This is a genomic window from Peribacillus sp. NPDC097197 (assembly GCF_050278025.1).
Taxonomy (GTDB): Bacteria; Bacillota; Bacilli; order Bacillales; family DSM-1321; genus Peribacillus.
Window position 1 is genome coordinate 202,391 of the sequence record NZ_JBNNST010000003.1, and the last position, 23,905, is coordinate 226,295.

General features: G+C 37.3%; 26 protein-coding genes. 9 read left to right on the plus strand and 17 right to left on the minus strand.

What is annotated here, in order from left to right:
- Window positions 1-107: 107 nt before the first annotated feature.
- From ACQKL6_RS05635 to ACQKL6_RS05645, 3 genes are all read right to left on the minus strand, one after another.
- Window positions 108-470 carry a VOC family protein gene (locus tag ACQKL6_RS05635; RefSeq protein ID WP_402873749.1) on the minus strand — a complete coding sequence of 121 codons (363 nt, stop codon included), beginning with the start codon at window positions 468-470 and terminating at the stop codon, window positions 108-110.
- A 109-nt stretch (window positions 471-579) separates the two neighbouring features.
- Entirely contained in the window at window positions 580-891 is a 312-nt protein-coding gene (locus ACQKL6_RS05640) for a putative quinol monooxygenase (RefSeq protein ID WP_402873747.1), read from the minus strand.
- Window positions 892-1,042: 151 nt separating this feature from the next.
- Window positions 1,043-2,491 (minus strand): DHA2 family efflux MFS transporter permease subunit, encoded by a 1,449-nt coding sequence (locus tag ACQKL6_RS05645; protein ID WP_402873934.1) that lies wholly within the window; start codon window positions 2,489-2,491, stop codon window positions 1,043-1,045.
- Window positions 2,492-2,747: 256 nt separating this feature from the next.
- Here ACQKL6_RS05645 and ACQKL6_RS05650 point away from each other — a divergent pair, with 256 nt between their 5' ends.
- Both ACQKL6_RS05650 and ACQKL6_RS05655 read left to right on the plus strand, forming a co-directional pair.
- Window positions 2,748-3,659, plus strand: coding sequence for a TetR/AcrR family transcriptional regulator (locus ACQKL6_RS05650; protein ID WP_427650751.1), 912 nt, complete (start codon window positions 2,748-2,750; stop codon window positions 3,657-3,659).
- A gap of 198 nt (window positions 3,660-3,857) precedes the next feature.
- Window positions 3,858-4,055 (plus strand): DUF5316 family protein, encoded by a 198-nt coding sequence (locus ACQKL6_RS05655; RefSeq protein ID WP_427650752.1) that lies wholly within the window; start codon window positions 3,858-3,860, stop codon window positions 4,053-4,055.
- 46 nt (window positions 4,056-4,101) lie between these two features.
- Here the strand turns inward: ACQKL6_RS05655 and ACQKL6_RS05660 are convergent, their stop codons facing one another.
- A complete protein-coding gene (locus ACQKL6_RS05660; RefSeq protein ID WP_427650753.1) occupies window positions 4,102-4,740 on the minus strand; it encodes a hypothetical protein in 639 nt (212 codons plus the stop codon).
- Window positions 4,741-5,004: 264 nt separating this feature from the next.
- Here ACQKL6_RS05660 and ACQKL6_RS05665 point away from each other — a divergent pair, with 264 nt between their 5' ends.
- The 6 genes from ACQKL6_RS05665 (at window position 5,005) to ACQKL6_RS05690 (ending at window position 11,244) form a co-directional block, all read left to right on the plus strand.
- Window positions 5,005-5,448: a YwqH-like family protein gene (locus ACQKL6_RS05665; RefSeq protein ID WP_427650754.1), complete on the plus strand. Its 444-nt coding sequence runs from the start codon at window positions 5,005-5,007 to the stop codon at window positions 5,446-5,448.
- Window positions 5,449-5,453: 5 nt separating this feature from the next.
- Window positions 5,454-5,732, plus strand: a complete 279-nt coding sequence (locus ACQKL6_RS05670; RefSeq protein WP_402873732.1) for a DUF5344 family protein — start codon at window positions 5,454-5,456, stop codon at window positions 5,730-5,732.
- Between the two features lie 15 nt (window positions 5,733-5,747).
- A complete protein-coding gene (locus ACQKL6_RS05675) occupies window positions 5,748-7,301 on the plus strand; it encodes a T7SS effector LXG polymorphic toxin (protein WP_427650755.1) in 1,554 nt (517 codons plus the stop codon).
- A 111-nt stretch (window positions 7,302-7,412) separates the two neighbouring features.
- Window positions 7,413-7,748: a hypothetical protein gene (locus ACQKL6_RS05680; RefSeq protein ID WP_402957969.1), complete on the plus strand. Its 336-nt coding sequence runs from the start codon at window positions 7,413-7,415 to the stop codon at window positions 7,746-7,748.
- A 1,920-nt stretch (window positions 7,749-9,668) separates the two neighbouring features.
- A complete protein-coding gene (locus ACQKL6_RS05685; RefSeq protein ID WP_402957973.1) occupies window positions 9,669-10,478 on the plus strand; it encodes a hypothetical protein in 810 nt (269 codons plus the stop codon).
- Between the two features lie 430 nt (window positions 10,479-10,908).
- Complete coding sequence (locus ACQKL6_RS05690) at window positions 10,909-11,244, plus strand: hypothetical protein (protein ID WP_402957975.1); 336 nt, start codon at window positions 10,909-10,911, stop codon at window positions 11,242-11,244.
- A 507-nt stretch (window positions 11,245-11,751) separates the two neighbouring features.
- Here ACQKL6_RS05690 and ACQKL6_RS05695 read toward each other — a convergent pair.
- The 13 genes from ACQKL6_RS05695 to ACQKL6_RS05755 form a co-directional block, all read right to left on the minus strand.
- Window positions 11,752-11,940 (minus strand): IDEAL domain-containing protein, encoded by a 189-nt coding sequence (locus ACQKL6_RS05695; RefSeq protein WP_402873721.1) that lies wholly within the window; start codon window positions 11,938-11,940, stop codon window positions 11,752-11,754.
- Window positions 11,941-12,476: 536 nt separating this feature from the next.
- Complete coding sequence (locus ACQKL6_RS05700; RefSeq protein WP_402873713.1) at window positions 12,477-12,842, minus strand: hypothetical protein; 366 nt, start codon at window positions 12,840-12,842, stop codon at window positions 12,477-12,479.
- 36 nt (window positions 12,843-12,878) lie between these two features.
- Window positions 12,879-13,088, minus strand: a complete 210-nt coding sequence (locus tag ACQKL6_RS05705) for a DUF4083 family protein (protein ID WP_402873710.1) — start codon at window positions 13,086-13,088, stop codon at window positions 12,879-12,881.
- Between the two features lie 236 nt (window positions 13,089-13,324).
- Window positions 13,325-14,968 carry an AMP-binding protein gene (locus ACQKL6_RS05710; RefSeq protein WP_402987378.1) on the minus strand — a complete coding sequence of 548 codons (1,644 nt, stop codon included), beginning with the start codon at window positions 14,966-14,968 and terminating at the stop codon, window positions 13,325-13,327.
- Between the two features lie 261 nt (window positions 14,969-15,229).
- Window positions 15,230-15,667 carry a MaoC/PaaZ C-terminal domain-containing protein gene (locus tag ACQKL6_RS05715; RefSeq protein WP_427650756.1) on the minus strand — a complete coding sequence of 146 codons (438 nt, stop codon included), beginning with the start codon at window positions 15,665-15,667 and terminating at the stop codon, window positions 15,230-15,232.
- Window positions 15,668-15,815: 148 nt separating this feature from the next.
- Window positions 15,816-17,282, minus strand: coding sequence for a GntP family permease (locus ACQKL6_RS05720; RefSeq protein WP_427650757.1), 1,467 nt, complete (start codon window positions 17,280-17,282; stop codon window positions 15,816-15,818).
- A gap of 68 nt (window positions 17,283-17,350) precedes the next feature.
- Window positions 17,351-18,139 carry an enoyl-CoA hydratase/isomerase family protein gene (locus ACQKL6_RS05725; protein WP_427650758.1) on the minus strand — a complete coding sequence of 263 codons (789 nt, stop codon included), beginning with the start codon at window positions 18,137-18,139 and terminating at the stop codon, window positions 17,351-17,353.
- A 133-nt stretch (window positions 18,140-18,272) separates the two neighbouring features.
- Window positions 18,273-19,826 carry a long-chain-fatty-acid--CoA ligase gene (locus ACQKL6_RS05730; RefSeq protein WP_427650759.1) on the minus strand — a complete coding sequence of 518 codons (1,554 nt, stop codon included), beginning with the start codon at window positions 19,824-19,826 and terminating at the stop codon, window positions 18,273-18,275.
- Between the two features lie 305 nt (window positions 19,827-20,131).
- Window positions 20,132-21,499 carry a sigma-54 interaction domain-containing protein gene (locus tag ACQKL6_RS05735; RefSeq protein ID WP_427650760.1) on the minus strand — a complete coding sequence of 456 codons (1,368 nt, stop codon included), beginning with the start codon at window positions 21,497-21,499 and terminating at the stop codon, window positions 20,132-20,134.
- Between the two features lie 227 nt (window positions 21,500-21,726).
- Complete coding sequence (locus tag ACQKL6_RS05740; RefSeq protein ID WP_427650761.1) at window positions 21,727-22,239, minus strand: GNAT family N-acetyltransferase; 513 nt, start codon at window positions 22,237-22,239, stop codon at window positions 21,727-21,729.
- A gap of 146 nt (window positions 22,240-22,385) precedes the next feature.
- Window positions 22,386-22,547 carry a YvrJ family protein gene (locus ACQKL6_RS05745; RefSeq protein WP_402873704.1) on the minus strand — a complete coding sequence of 54 codons (162 nt, stop codon included), beginning with the start codon at window positions 22,545-22,547 and terminating at the stop codon, window positions 22,386-22,388.
- A gap of 209 nt (window positions 22,548-22,756) precedes the next feature.
- Window positions 22,757-22,975: a DUF2922 domain-containing protein gene (locus ACQKL6_RS05750; RefSeq protein WP_402873702.1), complete on the minus strand. Its 219-nt coding sequence runs from the start codon at window positions 22,973-22,975 to the stop codon at window positions 22,757-22,759.
- Window positions 22,976-23,011: 36 nt separating this feature from the next.
- Window positions 23,012-23,230: a DUF1659 domain-containing protein gene (locus ACQKL6_RS05755; protein ID WP_402986835.1), complete on the minus strand. Its 219-nt coding sequence runs from the start codon at window positions 23,228-23,230 to the stop codon at window positions 23,012-23,014.
- Window positions 23,231-23,439: 209 nt separating this feature from the next.
- Here ACQKL6_RS05755 and ACQKL6_RS05760 point away from each other — a divergent pair, with 209 nt between their 5' ends.
- The gene (locus tag ACQKL6_RS05760; protein ID WP_402873700.1) at window positions 23,440-23,832 is read left to right on the plus strand and encodes a thiol-disulfide oxidoreductase DCC family protein; all 393 of its coding nucleotides are present in this window, start codon (window positions 23,440-23,442) and stop codon (window positions 23,830-23,832) included.
- Window positions 23,833-23,905 lie beyond the last annotated feature (73 nt).

The window sequence follows — 23,905 nt, forward strand, 5'->3', positions numbered from 1 at the left end:
AAAAGTCAGGTTTCGAAACACAACCCATTCTTACCGTTTAGCTTTCAAAACACCTTGCTTACCCTTTTGTGATTACGAATGGTAAGCCCAAAACGTATATCCACACTTCATGCTTTTTCCGTTTTACTTACATATTCAAAGAAGCCAAGCCTATTGCCCCAAGGATCACTAAACGTTCCCCACTTAACTGGAACCTCCGCTCTTGAATGAATCTCAAAAAATTCCACTCCAAGTTCTTGCATGACTCTTTCCCGTTCTTTTTCCAGACTAACCACACCTATACGTAACGGACCACATCCTTCTGATGGTGTTCCTTCCGATACTTGTAGCCAACTCCCTGGAATGAGTTCCCACTCCATAAAACCTTCATGAGGCATAAAGTCAGGTTTGCGTTTTATGAAGGACTCATACCACTGGCGTCCTTCTTCTATATCGGTAACCCGAATTTGTATGGTCATTTCATAAATCATTGATTCCCTCCTTGAGTATTTATTATCCAATTGGTATTTACGATCAGATAACACCTCTAACAGGATAAAGAAGGACCTTTAGAAACCCTATAATTTCACTTTCACACATTTAGTCCAATAAGCCTTTCCCTCCCTCTGTTTGTAATGTACCGATCCTCTCCATTCCAGCCATGATTGGTTTTGCTCGTTTTATTAATGTTTGAGTCGCTTCAAGACCGAGGGATGCTTGATGGGCACCTTCATCGTTCCACACTTCATACACATAAACAGAGTTAGGCTCTTCTTCGGAAATATTGACGAGATAGATTTCACAGTCGTCCAGGCTCTTTAGGGATTCTGCTGCTTCTAACAAAATATTTACCATTGCGTCACGTTCGCCATCTTTCACAATGAACTTTCCAATCAATCCATATTTACTCATGTACTCCTCCTTTAATAGCTCCTTTTTGGATACCTGTTAGATATTTCTACATCAATTTGCAATTATCCTATTTTTACCATAAAAAAATAAAAAAACATGATCATTAGCCTCTCCCCCAAAAGGAGATGACCATGATCACGTTTTTATTATCTTATGATGTTTGTTTTTCCCTTTTAGCTAGCTTATCTTCTGCAGGCCAAGCACGCTTAATGAAGAATGTTAAGATTAGCGCCAATCCAGCGATGAAGGTTGATACAAGGAAAGAGAAGTTAATGCCATCTAACATCGCTTGCATACCAACTTGCGCTTGCATTTGAGCCATCATCTCAGCTGTAGGCTGACTTGTTAATTTGCTCATGGCAGCAGTCATTAGGTCTTCGCCAGACGAAGTGGCTCGGTTAGACATGACCGTAACGAGCAATGCTGTTCCGATTGCACCTGAAACTTGATTAAGTGTATTATTCATCGCAGTACCATGTGGATTCATACGGGCCGGCAATGAGTTTAAACCATTTGTCATGATAGGCATCATTGCCATGGACAACCCGAACATCCGTACAGAATACAGAACCATAATATTTCCATACGATGTTTCCATAGTCAACTCGCTAAAGTAATAAGTGGTAACAACGGTGATAAGCAAACCAACAGCAGCAAGAACGCGTGCTCCGAACTTATCAAATAGCTTACCGGTAATTGGTGACATGAGTGCCATGATGATTGCTCCTGGAAGCATCAACAGTCCCGAATCGAACGGTGAAATGCCACGAAGCGTTTGGATATACATCGGCATCAAGATCATGGCCGAGAACATTGCCATATTCAGGACAATGGAAATGGCCGCTGATAAGGCGAACATTGGATGGGTAAAAATCCTGAATTCAAGCATCGGCGTTTCCATTTTAAGCTGGCGTACAATGAAAAGAACCAGTGTAACGGCACCGACGGCTAATGTTCCGTATACCCAAGGACTATCCCAGCCCTTGCTACCCGCTGAGCTGAAGCCGTACAGCAATCCGCCGAAACCTAAACTAGATAGAATGACAGACAGAATATCTATTCGAATATCTACTTTTTCTTTCTTGTCTTTCAGTTTAAAGAAGCCAAGAATAAGAACTAGTAACGCAAGTGGAGTAATAAAGTGGAAAAGCATTCTCCAGTCATAATGTTCCACGATCCATCCGGATAGCGTTGGTCCGATAGCAGGGGCAGCCATCATGACTAAACCGAATAACCCCATTGCCGATCCACGCTTTTCAACAGGGAATGACGTTAAAAGAACGTTCATTAATAATGGCATCATGATCGCTGAACCAGCCGCCTGAACCATCCGTGCACCTAATAACAATGGGAATACATGTGCTACACCTGCAACAATCGTCCCGATTGAAAATAGCAACATCGCTGTCAAGAACAGCTTCCGCACAGAATATTTTCTAATTAAGAAGGCTGTTGTAGGAATCATGATACCATTCACCAGCATATATCCCGTTGCCAACCATTGGACGGTTGCCGTCTCGATTTCAAGATCTTTTGATATGGATGGTAGTGCAATATTCAAAAGAGTTGAATTAAGTATGGATATGAATGCCCCGATCATCAAGATGGCTAAAATGCCATAAGGGGCCTTTTTTTCTATCGTTTGAGTAGTACTCACTTTTTATCTATTCCTCCATTCAAACTGTTGGTTCATTTTCTTATACGGTAAGTCTAACTTTCTGCATAAAATATATAATATACTCCTCGCCCATATTTTGCAATATAAATTTCTTACGTGAATATTGGGTTTGTGCTGGTATGGAAAATAGTATACGATTACATTTATACAGGCATTATAATTGACTAAGGGTGATCATATGAATGAACGCAAGCAGAATGTCATCGATACAGCTCATAAATTGTTTATTGAAAAAGGCTATCAAGCGACATCCATCCAAGATATTTTAGATGGCAGTGGCATTTCCAAAGGTACATTTTATAATTATTTCCCCTCCAAGGGAGAATTATTTATGGCCATTTTCAGTTCCTTCTATAAAAAGATCCGCTATGACCGGGAAGAACTATTGATTGGTCAGGATTTGGCGGATATTGAAATATTCATTAAACAGCTAGAAATACAAATGACGGTGAATATACAAAGTAAATTACTCGTCTTAATTGAAGAAGTACGTGTATCAAACGACGAAGAATTGAAAGGATTCATCAAGCGCATCCAATTATTAAGCATACGTTGGATGTATGGTCGTTTTATCGATATCTTTGGGGAAAGTAAAAAACCTTATTTATTGGATACCGCCATTCTCTTTAACGGAATGATGGCCCATATGAGTTATTTCAGCTTCCATGCCAAAGATACCGTTACACCAGAAATTAAAGTCATCCGCTATTGCATGAACCGGATCGTCGATCTAGTTGACGGAGTAGCCAAAAGCAAAGAACAAATACTTAATCCGGAATTAATCAATACATGGCTTCCAACCTCTAAAAATAATTTACATCAATGTCATAATGAGTTAATGAAATCCACCTTGGCCCTAAAAAAGGCAACACACAGATCGCTCCCTTGTCGAGAAGATCAATCAAAAGCAAATGAACTAATCGACTTCATTCAAGAAGAGCTGATGCAAACCAGTAAGCCACGGGTATTTTTAATAGAAAGCTTACTCCATGTTATAAAGACCCAATATGCCTCCAAGTCCAAACAAGAAATGGAACAATTCGAGGAAAACGTCAACACCTGCCTGCGCCTATTAGAAAAAGAAATCTAAGGAGACAACAAAAAACACCTTGTCATGAAGGAATTGCGCACAACTTTCATTTCTTAGGTGTTTCCTTATGGAAGAATAAAGAACCTCTTCCTCCCTTCAAGTACCCCATTTGTTGGGCACTTCTACCTTTTTTGAATAATTGGAACCATTTACCTTTTGAAACATAGAGTTACCTAAGATGAATAAGGGGTGGGGCGATTGCTAAAGTTATTCATGATTATTGGTGTGGTAGGAATAAGCCTTTCAGGAATATTTATAGGGGCCTGGACGACCGGGCCTGAACAAAGAGCTAATTTCCATTCGGAAACGAGTGAACATCGGCAGTTCAGATTATTGTATACCGGGATTATGGGCATACTGTCATTAGGCATTGCCGGGTTGATATGGTACTTCTAACAGAAAACGAAAAAAAGAAGGTCGCATTGGTGACCTTCTTTGCGTCTCATTCAGCCCATTTCTCATCATCGGAAATCTGTTCTCTTTTCTTCAAATCAAAGGACTCATACTCATCGTGGAAACAAAAGTAGGAAGGCAACTCAATCATTTGTCCATTCGCTTTTTCCCAACACTCTGCAAACCATTGTGTGATGGCTTGTTTCTCTAATGTATCCAGTTCTTCATCGTTCTCCTCGTAAAAACTCCAAAAATCATCTATCTCGTTACCTAAGACGATAGAAAATGGTACATCTTCTACAATTCCCACACTACCTGAAAAAATGCTAGAATCCTTTCCCTCATAAAAGACCTCATTAGCTACTCGATCCATGGAAAACATCGTGATGGATAAATAAAAATCATTCCGATCAGCCACGAAATCCAAGAGCTCCACTTCAGAGTAAAAGTTGTATGTTTGTACCTTTTTAAGCCTTTCGATCAAATCATCCGAATTCGCCTCAAGGTTACCTTCTACGGACTTTATATAGTCGGCAACCGTATAACTTGAATGGACTTCTTCCTTCCCCGTTTCTTCTATAGTATTGTCAGTACTATCGACATGTTCTGCACGATCTACTGCCTCTGAATTGGCATCGTTGTCCAGGTTACAACCACCCAACAAAACAGCCCCCACTAATACGATCATGAACTTTTTCAAAACTTCCCCTCGCCTCTTTGTTTTTGCCGCCCATCTATCAAGCAGGAATTTCCATTATAATAAAAGTTTACTATTCCACCATAAGAATGTTAAAAAAGAAACGGAATCTTGAAAACCCTAGCATGCTGCTTTAAGAATATGAACTAATGCAACTTGTTCCATCACCATTCAAAAACAATTTAATGCAGGAATAATTGACTATACTCACACTTTTTTAGGTAATATATACCCATTTATTAAGTTATTTTCCACGTGTTACCATATAGATACCGTGACTATTATCACCATACCTATAAGCATAAGGGGCTGAAAACATTGTCCTACCTAACCGATTTGCAATCCGAATTAACCCTGAAGAAACAACAAGTCGAAAAGTTAAAAACCTGCAAGCATGAATTAGACAGTCTACAAGGAGAATTCCTTCAGAACGAAAGAGTAGTAACGAAACCAGCGCTCTCTTCCCAAACATGGCATGGAACCTTAGCCACTGATTTTACGGAAGTTCGTGAAGACCTAGAATTAGCCTATAAAGATCTATCTCAATCTCAGTTGAATGCAGCGATAACGGCCATCGAAAATAAAATAATGAGCCTTCAATCAGAAATTACTTCATTAGAAACCAGGATTACGGCTGAAATCGAACGACTTGCTAGAGAAGAAGAAAAACGAAGACAAGAAAAGCTAAGAAAGGATTGAATGGTTTGAGTCAAGAAATAAAAGTGAATGGTGAAGATGTAAAATCAGCCATCTCGAAAATGGACCGTACAATGGAATCCTTCAAAACGAAATTAACCGAAGATTTCGCAGCCGGAAATGAATTAGACGTTGTAAAAAAAATCAAGGAACTAAACCATCAATTAGAAAAGATTGGCCAAACCTATAAAGAAATCTTAAAAGCTAATAACCAATCCGTACGAACGGCCATACAAGAGGTAGAACAGGTTGACCAACAGCTTTCAACTTCTATAAACGCACATTAGAATATGGAGGATACAATGAGGACACTTCATTCTCAATCTTTACATAGTGGAATAGATGGATTACTAAGCAAAGTAAAAGCCCAAAGGAAACAGGCGAATGAATTGGAGAAGGTTATTCATGAATTTTCCAATCTCGATGATTCCTTAAAAGGAAAAGGTGGTTCAGCGATACGCGCCTTTTATCAAGATTGGCATATCCCTTTCCTTTCATTCTATGACTCTTCTCTTAAAAACTATGAAGTAGTCCTGACGGCTCTTAAAGAGGCTTCTACTCAACTGGAGTCTGATTCAAGCGGTTTTATCCGCCAAAGTTTTCTTGAAGGCGAACTCACGACAGGCTTAAAAAATGCACATAATGTCACGATTGATTTAGTCGATGAAGCCAACACTACCCTGGATGAGGTACGTGATATCGTTGCCATCGAAAAGCTCAATGACCAGACATTTCTCACCCATTATCAAAGGGCTACTTCTAGAATAAAGGAAACGATTGATAACTTGGGTACGTTCGATACAAGCCAAACAAAAGAACTAGCATCCGTAGAGGATGACATACAATTGATGAACAAATACCTCAATGAAATTCTAGGGATGTTCAGTAGCGGAAACTTCAACATTCAGAACTATGATGTGAATCAATTAAAGGATAAGCCGACATTTTCAGAGGTAAAAAAGCAAGTAGCTTCAGAAGATAAGATGACATTTGGACAAATGCTTACCTCTCCTTTTGCCTATATTAACGGGAAAATGAGTTTTGGCGATAATGTCTTAGTAGGGTATCAAGCGGCTTCCTCTATATCTACCATGTATTTGTCAAAAAAATTAAGTATCCATTACTTTGGTAGTAAACCGACACTATGGCAAAAACTAAAAGGAAACTATGAGTTTTCTGTAAAGTCAGATCCATCTTGGACATCAAAAGGAAAACATAGTTCAAAGGTTTCTAAATGGCTCTTGGACTTTTCCAGATCCACACCTACTAATCCAGTGATGCAGAAACTACAGAAATTTGCTGCTTCTTACACAAGTCCTTCCCATATGTTAAAACACCTGGCCGGTTTCCCGAAAAACTTCGAACGATCAACCGGTAAAGACTTAGTTAAGGGAACAACTGAAAGAATAAAAACAAATGGTACAACAGGCCTATTAAGTAAAGCAGCAGGAGCTAGAGGATTAACATCTGCCGCTAAAAGGATTCCATTGGTCGGAATTCCAATATCAGCTGCTTCTAATCTCGGTGAGTTTGCTAATCCAGAAAACTCAAATAAATCCTTCTCTGAAAATGCTGGAAGATTCGCATTTGGTTTCACGACAGATATGGTTGCTATTGGTAGTGGCGCTAAAATAGGAGCTACAATAGGCAGTATTGGCGGTCCGGTGGGAATCGTTATAGGCGGTGCAGTAGGAGGCTTAGCTGGCGGTGTAGTAAGCTCTACTTTTGGTGATCAAATCAAAGATGTTGGAGGAAAAGTTGGAAAAGTTACTGGAAAGGTTATCAAAAAATCAGGTGCATTAGTTGATGACATTGGTAGTAATATTAAAAATTCGGTTTCTAGTTGGTTTAATTAAAATTAAAAAACCATATCCAAAGAATTTAATACACTTTTCTAATTCTCATCTAAATAAGAGGAATTTTAGTATTCTCAAATTTATATTCTGATTAATAGAAAGAGGAAAATAATGGTATACAACATAATTGAAGGCATAAGAGTATTATTAACAGGTTTTCTATTAACTCAACTTTCGTATGGTTTCACCATCTTTTTACTAGAAAGTACAATGACAAGTTTTTATGCTCTAGCCATTTATGAGAATCCCAGTAACCGCTATCAAAAATTTGTAAACTTTTTCATGTTCTTTCTCGTTGGTTCAGGTTATCATATTTATCTTAAACTTAGGAAATACAATTGGTTTTTAAGGAAACTTCTATTCTTAATAGCTCTTCTTTTACAAGGAATTGCTTCCGTGATTATTTATAAAATCATTTATGGGACGTTGAAGGCTATTTTTCTATAACGGCGGCTATCCACTGTATGTCTTTGCAGAAGAATAAAATTACTTAAAAGGTTTAGGAGAGTTTAAAATGAGAAAACACATTAAAAATTTTATAGCGAACGTAGCCACAGTCATATTTTTTCTCATAGCGTGTTATTTTCTGTACACTGGCTTTTTAAAATTGTGAAATTTGTATAGTAAAACCCTGCACTAATAGGTATGAGAATTTTAATAGGAAATTTCTATTCCTCATAGCCCTTCTTTTACAAGGAATTGCTTCCGTGATTATTTATAAAATCATTTATAGGACGTTGAAAGCTATTTTTCTATAACTTAAAAAGAGGAATGTCATGGTAGGCGATATAATTCAAGGCATCAGGATCTTTATAACATGTATACTCTCAACACAATTTACATTTGGCTGTTCTATTTTCTTATTCGAAAGTGCGATGATCAACTATTATGCTATGGGAACTTATAAAAAACCCAGTACTCCGTATCAAAAATTCGTGAATTTTTTCATGTTCACTTTAATTGGTACTGGATTTCACATTTATCTAAAACTCAGGAAATACAATTGGTTTGTTAGGAAACTTCTATTCCTAATAGCGCTTCTTTTACAAGGAATTGCTTCCGTGATTATTTATAAAATCAGTTATGGGATGTTGAAAGCTATTTTTCTATAGTTTTAGAAAGAGGATAAAATGTCACCAGGAACATCTGAAATAATTAGCAATTTAATTGGATACATACTCTCCATTCAACTTATGTTTGGTTTTTTAATCTTTTTATTAGAAAGTACTATGACGAATTATTATGCTCTAGCAACCTATGAAAAACCTAATAATTTCTTCCATAAGTTCGCAAACCTTTTCATGCTTGTTACCGTGGGTACCGGTTATCACATTTATCTTAAACTTAGAAATCATAAATGGTTGGTAAGAAAGGTTTTATTTCTTATTGCTCTTGTTTTACAAGCACTGGTGTCCGTTATTATTTATATAGCCTTGCTTCGTATTCTAGAAGCAATAATTCTTATATAAATATATTTCATAACACAATTTATAGGATAGCATGTGATTTTCTATACAATTACTTTTATAGTTTGTATAGTAAACCTCCTAAATTCAGGAGGTAACAACTGGTTTATTTTTTATACCTAGAAAGAGGAGAACCATGATATATAGCATAATAGAAGGTATAAGACTTTTATTATTATGTATTCTTATAACGCAATTTGCTTACAGTCTCTCCATTTTTTTATTAGAAAGAGCAATGATTAATTTTTACACGATAGGGACTTACGAAGAACCTTCTACCCTTTTTCAAAAGTCCATTAATTTTATTATGTTCACTTTAACCGGGATTGGATACAACCTTTACCTTAAAATCAGCAAATACAATTGGGTTATTCGGAAAATCTTATTTTTAATCGCCCTTATTTCACAAGGAATTGCTTCTATTATTATTTATCACATCATTTATTATAGGACGTTGAAAGCTATTTTTCTATAAGGGTTACATTCCATTTTTTTGAAAGAGGACAATAATGACATACAGTACAATTGAATGGATAGGAATTTTATTACTATATCTCCTCTCAATCCAATGGGGATCTAGCTTTGTAATCTTCTTATTCGAAAGCGCCATGATCAGGTACTATTATATTTTAGGAACTTATGAGAAACCCAGTAACCTTTATCAAAAAACCGTGAACTTTTGCATGTATGCCATGATGGGTGCCGGCTTTTATATTTATCTCAGACTTCGTAAATACAATTGGTTTGTACGGAAATTTTTCTTCCTTATCGCTCTTATTATACAAGGAATTGCTTCCATTATTATTTACAAGATCATTTATGGGACAGTGAAAGCTATCTTTCTATAACTTATCAAAAAGCGGATACATAACCATAGTTCTTAAAAGGACGTGACATCATAATGAATCATTTGTTAACCTGTACGACTGAAGAATTAGCCTTGATGGTGAGTGTTGCCGGACATCATGAAATCGCAAAAGGTATTGCCGAAACGGCTATTGGGGATAAGTCCGAAAAAGAGTGGTTGACCATTCTTGAAGTGACGAAAAATCAATTGATCATGAAAAACATGTGGAGTGAGGAGCAAGAATCTCGGGAAGAAGTACCATTAACGCAGGAAACTCAGCGTTTCATCGAAAAGTATATTGGCTCAAAACGAATGATTCGCTGCTCCAATTTCCCTCAAAAGTCCGTATTAATGCTTCATCACTTTGAAGAGGATGAATGGCTTTTCCATTTGATCGATCGAGATATCATTCATGAATTCGCGATTATCCCCTCTTCTGAAATCCAGATGATTATTAGAGAATATTATGGAATCTCCTTTGACAAATATCAAGGTGAGGAAGCTTTCTCTCTGACCGAGCAAGCATTTGATTGGTTAAGTAATCCTAAAAAAGTTGATAAAGTACGGAAGAAGTCCAAGTTTACCCAGCAAGAAGAAGACAGTTTCTACTTATTCTCTGATGACCTGCGCACTTATGACTGGACTCTGTTCAACATTTCCAACTTTAGTTTAACGAGTTATGAAGAAGAAGCATACTTAGAGAACATTCTATTCTTTTTACCCTCTGATCGTGGAATATGGCTTGCAGAATATACGGATGATCCAAAAACCCCTGTACATATCCATTTAGCCAACCATGATGAATGGGAAGCCACATTATCTGGCATAGGTGACTTGGCCGCCTATCAGGGACAATCAATATAAAAAAGTTAATAGATTGAGTAAAGCGGAGGGGCCATTTCAATAGAGATTGGCCTTTCGTTTTGAAAAGAGGCAGATTATGTGCACGACATCATTCAAGGTATAAGAATTTTATTATTATGTATTCTTTCAGGACAACTGATGTATGGATTCTTAATTGTCTTGTTCGAAGAAACCATGACCAACTTCTATGCTTTAGGTATTTATGAGCCGCCCAATAATCTTTTTCAAAAAATAACGAATCTCTTCATGTTGATAACGATTGGCTCAGGCTATCACATTTACACCAAACTCAGAAAATACAATTGGTTTATTAGGAAGTTTCTCTTCCTATTTACCCTGTTTTTACAGGCAATCGCTTCTGTTCTGATTTATTACGTTATTTATGGGGCTTTGAAAGGTATATTCCTATAATCTTAGAAAGAGGACCTACATGTCATCAGGAAATTTAGAGTTATTCGGCAACATATTAGCATATTTACTTTCAATCCAACTTGCATATGGCTTCTCCATCTTTTTATTAGAAAATACCATGTCCAACTTCTATGCTTTAGGTATTTATGAACCGCCTAATAATCTTTTTCAAAAAATAACGAATCTCTTCATGTTGATAACGATTGGCTCAGGCTATCATATTTATCTTAGACTTAGAAATTACAGCTGGCTTGTTCGAAAATTATTATTCCTGGTTGCCCTGTTTTTACAGGCAATCGCTTCTGTTCTGATTTATAAAACCATTTATGGGGTTTTGAAAGTTATATTTTTATAAGTACCGTTCATGTTAGGGAGAAGATGAGAATGGCATACAGCATTATAGAAGAGATAAGAAATTTATTAGCAGGTTATCTAACCATACAACTTACCTATGGCTTCTGTATTTTTTATTAGAAGGAACGATGACCAGCTTTTACGCTTTAGCCATCTATGAAAAACCTAGTAGCCCTTATCAAAAATTCATAAACTTATTCATGTTCCTTCTCGTTGGTTCCGGTTACTACATTTATCTAAGGCTTAGCAAATATAGTTGGTTTGTTCGAAAGTTTTTGTTTCTAATCGCCCTTATTTTACAGTTACTTGCTTCCCTTATGATTTATTATGCTATTTATGGGATGTTGAAGGTTATTTTTTTATAGCTTATCAGAATGTGATTTTAGCTATGCATAACAGATTTCCTATCAGGGACAATTAAAATAAAGAAAAACAAAGGACCAATTTCAATAGAAGATTGGTCCTTCATTATATACAGATATTAAAAAGCCTGATTCATAAGGCCAATCTAACAGAGACTCTTCAATTCATTGGTTAATCTTATAAATTCCTGCTTATCACGGGTTTCCAACGAATGATCGATTTCTTTTTCGATTTGAGTTTTCCGGTAATCACTGAGGGCCTTGATAAGTACCATTTCTGCCAACGTTTCCATCATCTCAGGTTCTAGTGGTGTTATAGGCAATTGCTTCTCCATTCGAAACCAACTCCTTCACCTTTTTTCTATTATATTGGACAACTTGAAAATTAGTATCATTCTTTATGTTTTCTTAAAAATATACATTAGTAGTAAGACATCGTTTTTTGTGAACCGTTCCCCTCTCCCTTCTCTTACTCTCATGATTAACTGGATTTTACTTTTCTATACATGAAAATAAAAAAAATCCTACCCTTCTATTATTAAATAAGAAGAGTAAGATTTTATGATATGAGCTATTTCCTCCTGAGTTTTAGTAACCCCCAAGATAACAAGCCTGTAATTCCTACAAAGATTAAGTCAATAAGTATCCATTCAGAATCAATCCTATTATAATGGTAATCCTCGTCGTGAAAATAAGTGAAATTCCACCAATAGAAAAGCACGGATATGATTACATGAATGATGGGTCCTACTATACACTTCTTTGTAACCAACGCTGATCCTGTTCCTATTACAAAAGCAATCGGGAGGATAAGCACTTCTAAGACGTAAGGATTAAACCAAGTCGATGCACTTATCATTCTAGTCCTCCTCTAATGAGCAGCTTGTTCCTGTTTCAATTTCTTCCACCGGGAATAGATATCCAAACACGACATCAATAGAATCAGCCATAGGAAAGGACTATCAAATGCAATTCCCGCAGGCGATTGGCCTCCGAGAATGGTCAACAAAGCTAGTAATGAGAGTAAATAAAAGAGGGAAAGCACTTGCCACTGGAGCCATTCCCTAGGATTCCCATCACTGAATCTCTTAAACAAAAAACTGATCACATATATGACGAACATCAGCCATAGGAAAATACCATCTGGAATCACCCATACAAACGATAGATTCGGGAAATAATCCAGCACAATGACTGGGGTAAAAATAATAAGCATGATTATTTGTAATATCTTCATTTTGCCCCCCGCTATTTCGGTTGCACCCTCTTTCAATCAACTATCCCGGTGATCCATTTTCTTATTAATGGACCGGAGTTCATCTTCAATCCGTGTGAGCCTACTATCTATATCCGATTGATTATGATTCTTGCCTGAATTCTTAAGCAGCCTACTGATAAACGCAGAAAATGAGACGAAGAATAAAACGATAAGTGCAAATACGATGATCATCAAAATAATTCCTGGTACCCCAATATTACTCATTAAAACAGCTCCCTTCACTATCCATTTTATACCAAGATGATAGTGGAATCATACCTCATTATGCTAATAACAATATGCCCTTTTACTAGAATAGTTTAATTCGACGTTCGTTTGCATTAATTCAACATTCAGCCTCATTAATTCAACATTCGTGGCAATAATTCAACATTCACACCATTAATTCAACATTCACTACAAAACAAAGCCGATAGCCACTTGCCGCTATCGGCTTTCTATCATTCTTTTAATAATCTCCGTAATACCTTGCCTGAACTGGTTGTTGGCAAGCTATCTCGGAATTCAACGTAGCGGGGATATTTATAGGACGCCATCCTGTTTCTTGACCAATCGACGATCTCCTCCTCGCTGATTTTCCCTTTGTACTCCGGTTTCAATACGATGAAGGCTTTCACGCTTTCGCCCCTGATCCCATCTGGCACACCAACTGCGGCAACTTGTAAAATCGCTTCATGGTCTTTCATCAAGACTTCCACATCTTCTGGAAAAATGCTGTATCCGGAGGATTTAATCATCTCTTTCGTACGGCCAAGAAAATGCAGATAACCTTCCTCATCCAGCATTCCAATGTCACCTGTATGGACCCAGCCATTTTTTAATGTTTCGGCTGTCGCGTCTGGCCTATTCAAATATCCTTTGAATACGCCAGGGTTCTTCAACACGATTTCCCCTCGTTTACCCGGCCGTAAATCTTCTCCTGTTTCGATGTCAACGATGCAAATTTCGGTATCGAATGTCGGAATGCCACAAGTACCAAACTTGATTTTATCAATCGGCATGAATGTATCACATGTATGCGTTTCACTTAACCCATACGAGGCTTCATACAAAAGACAACCATCGGTCAATTCCCCCCATGCCTTTGCAAGCTTTTCATCGACCGGAATGCCAAAACTAGTCGCGAAATTCAATTCAAGTGAAGTTAAGTCTCTTCCTTCGATACCGTGAGTATTCAAGATGGCTACATTCATAGGGGCGACCGTATATAATTTATTCACTTTATACGTCTCTATGGCACTGATTGCCGCCTCTGGCTCAAACCTTGTCAATGCCACACACATGCAGGCACTATATATAGGAATATTGACGCCCATCACCATCCCGGCAATATGGCAAAATGGAGCGCCTGCCAGCGTTTTGTCGCTGTGCGTGATGAAAGAACTCTGAGCAGTCGCTGCCGTTTTGAACAACGCGTTCCCATATGTAAGCATCGCCGCTTTCGGCCTCCCCGTCGTACCCGAAGTGAAGACCATCAAGGCCACATCTTCCCATATATTCACTTCTTCCACTTCTTTTAGAACCTCATTCGTATAGAGAATTTCAAGAAGATCAAACGTTCCTTCCATTGTCACTTTCTCCGCCAAAAACTCGACTGGCAACGGCAAAGTGGGAGATTCCGAAAGAAAGTCAGCGTAATGGGTGGTGATGATAAATTGTAAAGATTTTGCCTTGCCTTTCACCGCTTCCATAGTTGGATATAACTCCTGGCCGGCAATCACGGCCTTTATATCCGCCTCATTGATCAAATATTCCAGTTCCGCTTCTTTATACATCGGATTCAAGGGAACCACTATAGCACCAAGCATTTGGATGGCGTAATGTCCAATGAGGTATTGCGGACAATTCTGCATGAACAAAGCGATCCGGTCACCCTTACCCACACCTTGGTCTTTGAGAAACTGGGCAAGCCTCCCCGTGTCATCCTGAAGCTGGCTCCAAGTCAGATTGTTCCCATAATACACATACGCCGTTTCCTCCGGACGTTCCTTCGCATTATCCATCAAGTACTCATGAAGCGGCTTTTCCCCTAAGCGGTAATGCAAGGTTTCCAAAACACCTTTTGGCCAGCTTTTCTTAGTCATTGATTTCACGATCCATTCCTCCTATTAAAAGAATCACAAATGGTTGGAAGCGTTATCATATTTTTGCAATGGACCTAGTTGAGGAACAAACGGATGAGATGGAGAGAAGCGTCATGATGTGGACTGAATTATTTTTTTGAATATTCTAATAATATTATATTTCATCTTATATTTTAAATCTAGGATAGATAGTATAGATAAGATGAAATATATAGAGGGAGAGTAGTCTTAATTACGTGAATTACATATTTACATGTGCTCCTAAGAATCACCATTACAATTGACCATAATTTTCATATTTGCTATGGTCACAGTTTCTCCGTTTTGTTTTTTTATTTCTTGGTTAACGGTTACAATCCCTTGGTAGCCCTTTTCAACTAGTTCAATTACCTTTAATTTTACGTGTATCGTATCCCCTATAAAGGTAGGGGAAGTAAATCGAACTTTCTCCATACCATAAAATGCAACAACAATCCCTGGTTCAAATTGAAATAAGCCAGTAGCCGCCGAAAGTATAAGCATTCCGTGTGCTATCCGTTGATTAAATTGTGAATTGGCCGCATATTCCTTATCAGTGTGGAGTGGAAACCAGTCACCGCTAAATCCAGAAAACATTACTAAATCTGTTTCGGTTATAGTACGTCCTTTCGATACCCATGTTTCTCCCAATTCATATTGGTGGAAATATTTATTAAACATTATTTCATCCTCCTTTTTTTAGGATTTATTCACCAGACGAAAATTCAGATTTCCTTTTATATAATAATTAGGAATAATAATGACAGATTCAGAATAAAAGTTCTTCATTAAGAATGATGGATGTTCCCACACACTCAGCAACACATTTTTAAACAATAGAAAAGATACTGAATATTCCAATTATAAAGAATACAGCAAGGGTCTTTATAATAGTAATAACAAAAATATCCTTATATGCCTGGCGGTGAGTGAGTCCTGTAACAGCTAGAAGAGTTATTATCGCTCCGTTATGCGGCAAAGTATCAAACCCTCCTGCTGACATTGCAATGACACGATGCAAAACTTCTAACGGGATATCATAATTAGCAGCCGATTGTATATAGGTGTCCGCCATTAAACTCAACGTAATACTCATCCCACCAGATCCAGAACCAGTAATTCCACATAATACATTTGTCATAATTGCTCCATTAATTAAAGGATTTGAAAACATCCCTGTGAGATAGTCTTGTACCACAGTAAAACCTGGTAAAGCTGCAATCACACCCCCAAAACCATATTCCGTTGCGGTATTCATGGTTGCAAGCAGTGCCCCATTAATGCCTACGTTCATACTAGATTTGAAATTCAATTTGACTGCTTTAAAATTCAATATGATGACTGCTATTATCCCAAGAATAAGAGCCATCTCTACGGACCAAACACCGATAACTTTAGACATATCAACATTTCCATAATCTTTTAACCCAATATTAGCAAAGTCAAATCCTTTATCATACCATTGTGGAAAAGACTCAGTAAAATATTTATTCATCACTCCCACTAACACCAATGGAATAAAAGCAAGCCAGTCTTTTTTACTTATATTTTTTTGAGAATTCATACCTACCTTATTACTCACTTCTACGGGCATAGCAGAACTAGCAGCCATTTCCTCTTCAGCAGCTTCCCTATCAATAGCTTTATCGCCTACTCCAAAATACCCTTCTCCATCTCTAGCTGCCTTATGTCGACAGTAATTTAAATATAATAGACTCAAGGAAATGATAAATATTGCCCCAATAATCCCCAGTACTGGTGCAGCATAGATATCAGTATTAAAGAAAGCTGTTGGAATGACATTCTGAATTTGGGGAGACCCTGGAAGCGAATCCATAGAAAAGGTAAAAGCACTAACTGCAATTGTCGCCGGAATTAAACGCTTAGGGATATTCGCCTCCCTAAATAGCTGGGCAGCAAATGGATAGATGGCAAACACTGCAACAAACAAACTGACTCCGCTATAAGTCAGAATTGCACCCATTATTACAATTGCAAGAATGGCTTGCTTTGCCCCGATAAAACGGACAATAATTTTGGCTATACTCTTTGCAATACCGCTTATTTCAACCAATTTCCCAAAAATAGCACCCAATAAAAAAACCGGAAAGTACAATTTTACAAATTCAACTAACTTAACCATAAAAACGTTAGAGAAGAAGGGTAAAACATGACTAGGATCTGTTAAAAATACAGCAAATAATGCACACAATGGTGCAAAAAGAATAACAGAAAATCCTCGATATGCTAGAAACATTAGTAAACCTAGTGATATAAAAATTATCATTACATCCATTAAACTTTCCCCCTTTTTCTCAAAGCCTTATATATTAGCATTTGTGGCCGGTTTAAGGTCGTATAGGATTACTGATCAACGAAATTCGGTTCTCTTTTATTAATAAAGGCTTCAACGCCTTCTTTAACATCCTTCGTCTGAAAAACATGACCAAAATTTTCTGCTTCAATCACGAGTCCATCTTCAAGTGTTTGTTCAAAACCGTAATCGATAGAATGTTTTGCAAAAGTTAAAGATTGTAAAGAATAATTACAGATACATTTTGCAAGTTCCATTGCTTTTTCTAAAGATTTTCCCTTTGGAACAACATGATTTACAAGTCCTATTTGTTTGGCCTCTTCTGCGTTCAATGGCTCGCCAGTATAGATCATTTCTTTTGCTTTGGCTTTACCAATCAATCTAGGAAGTCTTTGAGTTCCCCCTGCACCTGGAAACAAACCTAATTTAATTTCAGGAAGCCCAATCCTCGTCTGTTCCTCTGCAATTCGAATATCACAACATAGGGCAATTTCACATCCTCCACCTAATGCTAATCCGTTGATAGCAGCAATAGTTGGTCGAGTTAAGCGTTCAATTTTATTAAGGGGTTCCTGAAGCCAGAGTGATTTCCCCTTTCCTTCTTCCACTCCTTTTCCAATCCATGCTGGAAATTCTTTTATATTCCCTCCAGCAACAAAAGCTCTTTCACCTTCCCCAGTAAGTATAATTACTTTCACACTGAAATCGTTTTCAATTTCACTGACCACAAGATTCAACTGTTCTAAAACATCTGCGCTTAATACATTAACAGGTGGATTATCAATAATAATTGTTGCAATATTATTCTGTTTTGACCACGAAACAACTTTATTCTTCATTGACCTTCCTCCTTCACTTCCGAGGTTCTGGTATTATTAAAAGCATCAGTAGGTAACTTTCGAAACCCATAGAAACAAAGTGAAACATGATTTAATAGAAAAAGGATTATATTAACCTCATAAAAGTCACCATTTATTCCATACCACTATATTGTTTTCTAAGTATGAACTTTTGAACCTTACCAGATGGAGTGCGTGGTATTTGATCAACAAACGTGACCTTTCTAGGTTTTTTGTAGCTAGCAAGATGCTTTTTGCAGTAATTAATAACATCTTCTTCCGTAAGTTTAGCCCCTTCTTTTTTTACAATAACAGCACATACAGCCTCAATATATTTCGGATCTGGTATACCGATTATAGAGACTTCCTTCACTGCCTCATGCCGGTATAATACATCTTCAATTTCCGCTGAGTAAATATTTTCACCACCGCTTCGAATCATGTCTTTTTTTCTACCAGAAATTGTTAGATACCCATCGTGATCGAATTTTCCCATATCTCCAGTTTTACACCAACCATGCTCAAACGTTTCCATTGTAGCATCACGTTTTCTCCAATAACCCTCAGAAACCGCTGGACTTTTAATTGAAATTTCACCGATTTCACCAACAGGTAAACATTTCCCATCTTCATCAATAATATTAATTTCTGTAAGTGGCATTGGCTTACCAACAGTATGACCTTTTGTAAAAGCATCATGTGGTTCAAGTGAAGCCGCAATTGGTTGTCCTTCAGTTAACCCGTAAACTTGAACAACTCCAATATGAGGAAATCTCTTTTTTAATTGTTCTAAAGCCCACGGCATTAGAGGGTCACCACCTGTATAAATGGTCTTTAAAGATTTTAACTGATACTCATTAATTTTAGGCGAATTTAGCATTTCATAAATCATAAAAGGAAATAAAAAAGAATCGGTCACGTTTTCCTGTTCAATAACGGAAAGAATTCTTTCAATCTCAAACTCTTGGCTTTTTGTAATGATTACGCTCCCCCCCATCATAAGAATGGGAAGTGCGATATCTTCCAATGCCCCAACATGGTATAGTGGGCCTGTTGTCATCGCAACTTCTCGCCCAGTAAATTTCCATTTGAGTGCTTGAATCGTAGAAAACCAAAAAGTTGTATCATGAGTCCAAATCGCACCTTTAGGTCTTCCCGTTGTGCCTGAGGTGTACATAAGCATGACGGGATCATTTAATCTAATGTTATCGACTTTGACCTCATCTACTGAACCACTCTCTAAGACACTCCATGAATTGGACCACTTTGGGATTGAGCCCTGTTTATGAGGAAGGCAAAAATAACTCTCAACAGAAACATGACTACAAATTGGTTCCAGATGATTGGCTAAGTTCGAATGGAAGCACAATATTTTTGTCTGTGAATCATTTAGTGCATACTCAAGCTCAGAACTTGAAAGCCTAAAATTAAGCCGAACAGCTATTGCACCTATTTTTGCAATGGCAAAATATAAACTAAAATATTCAAGACAGTTGTAAAGCAAAATACCAACACGATCCCCTTTTCTTACTCCATACTCGGAAAGCTTATTTGCATACGCATTTGATTTTAAGTGGAGATCCATGTATGTCCATGACTTTCCTACTTCTTCTTTTATCGCTATCTTTCTAGGATTTATATTATTTAAATCAGTAGCCATTTTTCTTGTAATAAAACCGATATCCAATGAAATTCCCCCTTTATAAAATTTGAGATGCAGGTTAATACAAAACGCTCCAATCAATAGCAAAAGTCTTTATTGATTGATCTTCTCCTTTCTTCTAATGGATTACTAACTATCAATGCAAGATTCATACCAAAAAAAAAGCCCTATAATACTTAGTTCTTTAAATATATACGGGAAATATTTTCTTGCTTTTCAGAAAATTTTTTTTTGAAAAAGAAGCTGAGGTAGGATTAAAGTGGAGGAATACAGGGGTAAAAATAAATCCGAAATATCGGAATGAATTCCGAAATCTCGGATTTATTTTTTTATTGATTGATTTTATATTTTTTAATTTTATCGTAAAGGGTAGAATTTCCTATTTCAAGAGCTTCAGCAACCCTTTTTTTATCGAACTTAAACCTCCTTAAAGCACTTTCGATTGTCTTCTTTTCAACCTCCTCCACACTGTCCTTTAAACTTGCTTCTTTTATTTTTGCCTTATAACACTTTAGATAATCAGGTAAAGAGTCTTTTCTCATTACCTCATCATCTGATAGGTGAACACCTGCATCTATCACATTTTCTAATTCTCTTACATTTCCTGGCCAGTTATATTGCTCTATTAATGATAGTACCTCAGGGTGAATAGAGGTTACTCGTTTCCCTATTCTAGCGGTAACTTTTTTTAAAAAATATTCAACAAGTAAAGGGATATCCTCCGTTCTATCGCATAAGGGAGGAACAAATAATTGGACAGCATTAATTCTATAAAATAGGTCTTCACGAAATTCCTTTTCTTCTACCAATTTTTCTAAAGGACGATTTGTTGCTGCAACCACTCGAACGTTTAGTTTTTTAGGGTAAAGCGAACCTACAGGCTCAATTTCTTTCTCCTGAAGGACTCTTAATAACTTGACTTGCATTTGCTGAGGCATATCACCAATTTCGTCAAGGAAAACAGTTCCCCCATCGGCAAGTTGAAACTTTCCTATTTTACCTCCCTTCTTTGCCCCTGTAAAAGCACCTTCTTCATACCCAAAAAGTTCAGATTCTAATAAATGTTCTGGGATTGAACTACAATTTATTTTCACAAGTGGTTTGTCGCTTCTCTCACTTAACTGATGAATGCTATGTGCTATAATTTCTTTGCCTGTACCACTTTCCCCTCTAACTAGTACAGAGATATCACCTCTAGCCACACTTTTCACACGTGTTTTTAACTGTTGTATTTGTTTAGATTTTCCAATTAAATTGTGCAAAGAATACTTTACTCCATTTGTAACAACCTTTTCACTTCTGTAAAAATTATGTTTTGTCAGTATCTCCTTAATGTGACTATTCGTTTTATTCCAATCATCAATATCACGAAACATGATTGTCCCAATTGCACCTATTATTTTCTTGTTTTCGATGATAGGAATACGGTTAGCGATAACAAAATCACCACGAATAAAATGTATATCTGCGATTTCTGATTTGCCTATTTGCACTACTAAGTGTAGCCTAGTATTTTCAATTACGTTTGTAACATGTTCACCAATCACTGTATTGCGTTCAACATTTAAGAATTCACAATATTTATTGCTAATATATTGTATTTTCCCATTACTATCGACAATTACAGTTCCATAATATGCACTTTCAAAAACCATATCTAATAGTTTATTAGTTGAGAATTGGCCAGTATTCATCATAGGTCTCCTTTAACCGGAATGTTTAAACATAAAAACCTATACCATAGAAGGCTATATCGGAGGGTGAAACGAGAATTGTATTTCATCCTATTTCTTGGGTTCTATAGTGAATATAAATGAGAAAGACTGAGTTCACATTGATAACTATTAGTAATTATTAGTAATTATTTATGGACAAATGAGAATTTAGAAATATATATAAAACTGAACTGATCCACACAGTCTTTCTACAAGATGGTCAACGTATAATAAACGAAATGGAGATTCTGTCCATTCATTTCGAAGCCTTCTTCACTGGTAGCCACCTTCTTGAAGCCGTTTTTCTCCAAAACTCTTTGGGAGGGAATATTAGTAGTGGTCGTCTTTGCATGGATTTGTTTGATATCTTTATCGACGATTTTCTTTAGTAATAATTGCAGAGCCCTATTGGCAATCCCTCTTCTCGTGTGCATTTGCCCCACTCGATAACCAAGATGCCCTATTCTTTGATTTCCTTCGATATCTACTACATTTATTCTTCCTAAAATGGAATGGCTGTTATCCTTGATTAAATAGAAAAATGAAGCTCCTCGTGTTTGTTCACCGAGTAACGCTTTATGCCTTTTATTGAAATTAGCAGGGATATAATAATCATCTCCACGAGACGGGACCATTTCTTCAAAAAAAGCTCTGTTTTCCAGTTCGAACGCTAACAACTCTTCCTTATCTGAATCTCGTAACTCCTCTATGAATATATCCATTTATGCCGCCACCCCTTTTTGTCTAAGTATAATGGAAAATTAAGGATGAGTAACGTTTTTTCTTGGTGATGGATATTCGTTTATATGGCATTTCCAATGAACAATTATAAAAACACCGTGAATGCAATCATCCACGGTGTTTCCCTTTATCCTTTGAATTGACTTTGGAATCCTTCTCGCAAGCGTTCTGGCAGCTCGACAATGGTTTCGTTCAATGTATCCAGCTTTGTTTCGATCCGGTGAAGCAAGTACAAGGTTACAATGATGGGAAACCCGATATCGCTGACAAACGGTAGGATTTGGTCCACTTTTATTCACCTGCCTTGAGTAGTTTTAATCAAAAAGGACAGGCTCACCGCTTCCGGACTTGTCCTTCAAGATGAGCCTGCCTCTGAATGGAGTTGAATCACCATGAATTCAACCACATTAGCAAATAATTCGACCATTGTGGGCATTAATTCAACCGTTACGACGGATAATTCGACCGTCACAAGAGGTAATTCAACCGTTACTAATTTTAAAGCACTTCAACGTCCTCGACATTACGCTCGACCACGCGTGCTCCCTTGATGCTAACGAAATCTCCTGAAGAGGTGATGAAAACATTTTGCGCGATGATTTGCTGCATTGCTTGTTTCACTTGATTCACGTCCACCGGTTCCTTTGGATTATCCACAGAAATCGTCGACGACTTTCCTTCTTCTGTTACAAAGATCATTTCCAATGCTTTAGCCATATCTGTCACCTCCCTCTTTTTTTGACATCACACTACTTACCCGATGATGGCGTTCGTATCGACGCGGTTCACTTCACCCATCGGATAATTCTGCACACTCGCAATGGCCTTGGCTGTCGCCGATAATTGATCGACCAGTGCATTCGTTTTAATGTTAGAAAAGGATTTACGTTTAAAAACGATCTCGCCTTTTTCATTGAGGCCCGTTTCGAAATCCAATCGTAACGTTGTCGATAATTTGATTTGGTTTGCCATGTCGCTCACCCCCTTTCACACTCTATATAAACTTTTTAGCGGGAAAAGTAGCATGGCGGGTAAAACTTTTTCATAAAATGCGTAAATATGGAATAAATCATGTAAAATAAAAGAAAGAACATCGAAAACCAAAGACGTTTCCATCACAGTAATGTGGGTAGAGAAAGGATGAGGCATTCTCTACACGTCTCTTTTGAGGAGGAAAGTTCATGAATCCTGTCATCTTATTTGATGGTGAATGTAACTTTTGCGATTCGAGTGTCCAATTCATCATAAAGCGCGATCCGAAGGGGCTGTTTCGTTTTGCTTCCCTTCAAAGTCCAACTGGACAAGAGTTTCAGAAGAAGTATCAGGTTCCCGGGAATATCGATAGCATCGTCTTGCTTGAGAATGGCAAGGCCTACTATAAATCGACTGCAGCACTAAGGATATGTAGCCATTTGAAAGGCGCTTGGAAGCTGTTTTATGGCTTGGTCATTGTCCCACGTTTCATTCGGAACACCGCTTATGATTTCATTGCCAAAAACCGTTATAAATGGTTCGGGAAAAAGGAAGAAAGCTGCATGTTGCCTTCACCAAGTATCAGGAAGCGTTTCTTATAAATGAAAAAAAAGACGAAAAGCAAAGGTGCTTTTTCGTCTTTTTTATATATTCAATGATTTCCCACAAAAATAA

Coding starts and splice junctions, on each gene's coding strand:
- ACQKL6_RS05635 (WP_402873749.1), bottom strand. CDS start 470: ATGATTTATGAAATGACCATACAAATTCGGGTTACCGATATAGAAGAA.
- ACQKL6_RS05640 (WP_402873747.1), bottom strand. CDS start 891: ATGAGTAAATATGGATTGATTGGAAAGTTCATTGTGAAAGATGGCGAA.
- ACQKL6_RS05645 (WP_402873934.1), bottom strand. CDS start 2,491: ATGATCGGGGCATTCATATCCATACTTAATTCAACTCTTTTGAATATT.
- ACQKL6_RS05650 (WP_427650751.1), top strand. CDS start 2,748: ATGAATGAACGCAAGCAGAATGTCATCGATACAGCTCATAAATTGTTT.
- ACQKL6_RS05660 (WP_427650753.1), bottom strand. CDS start 4,740: ATGATCGTATTAGTGGGGGCTGTTTTGTTGGGTGGTTGTAACCTGGAC.
- ACQKL6_RS05675 (WP_427650755.1), top strand. CDS start 5,748: ATGAGGACACTTCATTCTCAATCTTTACATAGTGGAATAGATGGATTA.
- ACQKL6_RS05680 (WP_402957969.1), top strand. CDS start 7,413: ATGGTATACAACATAATTGAAGGCATAAGAGTATTATTAACAGGTTTT.
- ACQKL6_RS05685 (WP_402957973.1), top strand. CDS start 9,669: ATGAATCATTTGTTAACCTGTACGACTGAAGAATTAGCCTTGATGGTG.
- ACQKL6_RS05690 (WP_402957975.1), top strand. CDS start 10,909: ATGTCATCAGGAAATTTAGAGTTATTCGGCAACATATTAGCATATTTA.
- ACQKL6_RS05695 (WP_402873721.1), bottom strand. CDS start 11,940: ATGGAGAAGCAATTGCCTATAACACCACTAGAACCTGAGATGATGGAA.
- ACQKL6_RS05700 (WP_402873713.1), bottom strand. CDS start 12,842: ATGAAGATATTACAAATAATCATGCTTATTATTTTTACCCCAGTCATT.
- ACQKL6_RS05705 (WP_402873710.1), bottom strand. CDS start 13,088: ATGAGTAATATTGGGGTACCAGGAATTATTTTGATGATCATCGTATTT.
- ACQKL6_RS05710 (WP_402987378.1), bottom strand. CDS start 14,968: ATGACTAAGAAAAGCTGGCCAAAAGGTGTTTTGGAAACCTTGCATTAC.
- ACQKL6_RS05715 (WP_427650756.1), bottom strand. CDS start 15,667: ATGTTTAATAAATATTTCCACCAATATGAATTGGGAGAAACATGGGTA.
- ACQKL6_RS05720 (WP_427650757.1), bottom strand. CDS start 17,282: ATGGATGTAATGATAATTTTTATATCACTAGGTTTACTAATGTTTCTA.
- ACQKL6_RS05725 (WP_427650758.1), bottom strand. CDS start 18,139: ATGAAGAATAAAGTTGTTTCGTGGTCAAAACAGAATAATATTGCAACA.
- ACQKL6_RS05735 (WP_427650760.1), bottom strand. CDS start 21,499: ATGATGAATACTGGCCAATTCTCAACTAATAAACTATTAGATATGGTT.
- ACQKL6_RS05740 (WP_427650761.1), bottom strand. CDS start 22,239: ATGGATATATTCATAGAGGAGTTACGAGATTCAGATAAGGAAGAGTTG.
- ACQKL6_RS05750 (WP_402873702.1), bottom strand. CDS start 22,975: ATGGCTAAAGCATTGGAAATGATCTTTGTAACAGAAGAAGGAAAGTCG.
- ACQKL6_RS05755 (WP_402986835.1), bottom strand. CDS start 23,230: ATGGCAAACCAAATCAAATTATCGACAACGTTACGATTGGATTTCGAA.
- ACQKL6_RS05760 (WP_402873700.1), top strand. CDS start 23,440: ATGAATCCTGTCATCTTATTTGATGGTGAATGTAACTTTTGCGATTCG.